Below are 2,910 nucleotides of genomic sequence, written 5' to 3' on the forward strand. Positions count from 1 at the left end.
GACCGCATTCTCATGTTGGAACTCGGTCAAGTGTGGGAGCGGGCTTGCTCGCGAAAGCGGTCTTAAGCCTTGCGCACCCGCAAGCACCGCCACAAAGCCCCAACCATCAACATGCTGACCAGTGCCCAGCCCCAAGCCTGCTGATTCAACAAGCCCTCACGGTACAACTGCGGCGCCACGCCGGCACCGATGATAAACGCCAGCAAGGCAATCTCCCGGCGCGGGCCAGTGACTGGACGAACCAGGTAAACCAACGCCGGCAACACCAGTGCCGCACTCGGGAAGCTGCGATAGCGCGGTTCGAACACCAACGCCAACATCATCACTGCTCCGGCAAACCCGGCAATCGCCATCAACCAGCCAGCACGTTGCTCCAGCCAGTTGAACGCCCGCTCACGCCAGCCTTCGCGAGCACTCAAGGCCAGGGCGGCATGGGCCAGCACCAACAGGTTCAGCACCAGCAGCAAACCTGCCCACACCCATTCATCATTGAAGCGTGCAGTAATGCGGGTCAGTTCTGCCCAGCTGCCGATGGAGCAGGCCGCCACCGCGCCCAGCAGCGGCAAGGCCAGCGCGGCACGGGGGCTGCGTACACGGCCACCCAGCGCCAAGGTGCCCAGCAGGATCAATCCACCTACACCCAGCCACAACGGCCAGTACGGCACATTGGTCACCGGCCCGGCGAGGATGCCCTTGTCCTGGCGGTCCGCGTCGAACAGGCCCCAATAGCCGCCCACGGCGCCTTCACTGGCGCGTTTCCACGGCTGGTCAAAGGCTTCGATCAGGTTGTAGTGCCAGCCATTGGCTTCGGCCATGGCCACGAAGCCGCGCATGAACTTGGCTTCGTTTACGCGGCTGGGCACCGCGGTTTCACGCTGGCGGCCTTCGCTGGGCCAGCCGGTTTCACCGATCAAGATGTCCTTGGGCGCGAATTTGGTGCCGAAGGTCTGGCGCACATCGCCCACATGCTTGAGCGCCTGGTCGATGCCGGACGGGTCATCTTCCCAGTACGGCAGCAAGTGGATGGTCAGGAAGTCCACGGCCGGGGCGATTTCCGGGTGTTGCAGCCAGAATTCCCACACGTCGGCGTAGGTCACCGGTTGCTTGATCTGGCTTTTGACCGTCTGGATCAGCTTCACCAACTGCGTAGCCGTGACTTCCTTGCGCAGCAACGCTTCGTTGCCGACGATCACCGACGTGATGACATCCGGATGGGCGTTGGCGGAGGCGATCAGCTCGTTGATTTCCTTTTCGGTGGCCACCGGGTCACTGCTGACCCAGGCACCGGCCATCACCTTCAAGCCATGCTTGCGCGCCATGTCCGGCAAAGCTTCCAGGCCGACCATGGTGTAGGTGCGCACGCACTCAAAGCGGGTCGCCAGCAGAGCCAGGTCCGCGTCCATGCGCTCCGGGCGCAGTTTGAGCGGCTGGTCGAACGGCGATTGGTCTTTATCGAAAGGTGTGTAGGACGCGCACTGCATCTTGTGCGATGCACTGGCGACGTCGGGCAGCACCACCGGCCGGCCGAGGCCGTACCAGTAACCGACCAGGGCCAGCAGGCCAAGGATCAAGGCGAAGAAATAGGGCAGGGCAGGAAAGCGGGCAGTCGCGGGCATGGTCGGCTTATCTGGGGGAGCAAAGGCGCGCATCTTACCCGGATTTGTCCCATCCCAGTGGGGCTGCATGATTTTGACATGCAAAGTTCGGGCGGGATTTTGACGCCAAATCCTACAAGGCGTCCTGCTGGCGTTGTGATGTCGTTTCTTGCTCGGGTGAGGTCGCTGACAGAGCAGGTTCCAACTCCTTGCGGGTTGATGATCGAAGTGTCAGCACTCCACTGATGCCGCAGCAGCCGGATCGATGCGCGTGAAGGGGGCGCGGCGCACCACATAACAACAGGTTGACGTCGCTCGGCATCCGTCGGGCGCAGCACTTTCGGGGAAGTACGATGAAGATGCGACGACTCTTGGGCGCAGCTGCCACTCTGGTAGTTGCGATGAGCTCCACACTGGCCAGCGCCGACAGCAAAACCCTGAGCATCGGCTACGTGGACGGCTGGTCCGACAGCGTTGCCACCACGCACGTGGCGGCAGAGGTTATCAAGGCCAAGCTCGGTTATGACGTGAAACTGCAAGCAGTCGCCACCGGGATCATGTGGCAAGGCGTGGCCACCGGTAAACTCGACGCCATGCTGTCTGCCTGGTTGCCGGTAACCCACGGTGAATACTGGACCAAGAACAAGGACAAGGTGGTCGACTACGGCCCTAACTTCAAGGATGCGAAAATCGGCCTGATCGTGCCGGAGTACGTGAAAGCCAAATCCATCGAAGACCTCAAGACCGACACCACCTTCAAGAACAAAATCGTCGGCATCGACGCCGGTTCAGGCGTGATGCTCAAGACCGACGAAGCCATCAAGCAGTACGGCCTCGACTACAAACTGCAAGCCAGTTCGGGCGCAGCGATGATCGCCGAACTGACCCGCGCCGAAGACAAGCAGGAATCCATTGCGGTCACCGGTTGGGTGCCGCACTGGATGTTTGCCAAGTGGAAACTGCGTTTCCTGGAAGATCCAAAAGGCGTGTATGGCGCGGCTGAAACCGTCAACAGCATCGGCAGCAAGGGCCTGGAGAAGAAAGCGCCGGAAGTCGCGGCCTTCCTGAAGAAATTCCAGTGGGCCTCCAAGGATGAAATCGGCGAAGTCATGCTGGCTATTCAAGAGGGCGCCAAGCCGGATGCGGCGGCCAAGGATTGGGTGGCCAAGCACCCTGAGCGTGTGGCCGAGTGGATCGGTAAATAACCTGTAGCAAGCACGCCACAAACCTAATGTGGGAGCGGGGCTTGTGTGGGAGCGGGCTTGCTCGCGAATACGGTGGTTCAGTCACCAGATGTATTGACTGACACGCTGCC

At 61.1% G+C, this 2,910-nt stretch carries 2 protein-coding genes; one reads left to right on the plus strand and one right to left on the minus strand.

Translation table 11 applies throughout. The features are described 5' to 3' along the window. Positions 1-62: 62 nt before the first annotated feature. Positions 63-1,616 (minus strand): glycosyl hydrolase family 17 protein, encoded by a 1,554-nt coding sequence (locus tag NUV89_RS28960; RefSeq protein ID WP_257784014.1) that lies wholly within the window; start codon positions 1,614-1,616, stop codon positions 63-65. A gap of 332 nt (positions 1,617-1,948) precedes the next feature. Between NUV89_RS28960 and NUV89_RS28965 the strand changes: the two genes are divergently transcribed. Further along, on the plus strand, positions 1,949-2,800 hold the full coding sequence (locus NUV89_RS28965; RefSeq protein ID WP_124525326.1) for a glycine betaine ABC transporter substrate-binding protein: 852 nt from the start codon (positions 1,949-1,951) through the stop codon (positions 2,798-2,800). Positions 2,801-2,910: the final 110 nt, after the last annotated feature.

The organism is Pseudomonas sp. 18.1.10, assembly GCF_024655625.1.
In the GTDB taxonomy this organism is placed as follows: domain Bacteria; phylum Pseudomonadota; class Gammaproteobacteria; order Pseudomonadales; family Pseudomonadaceae; genus Aquipseudomonas.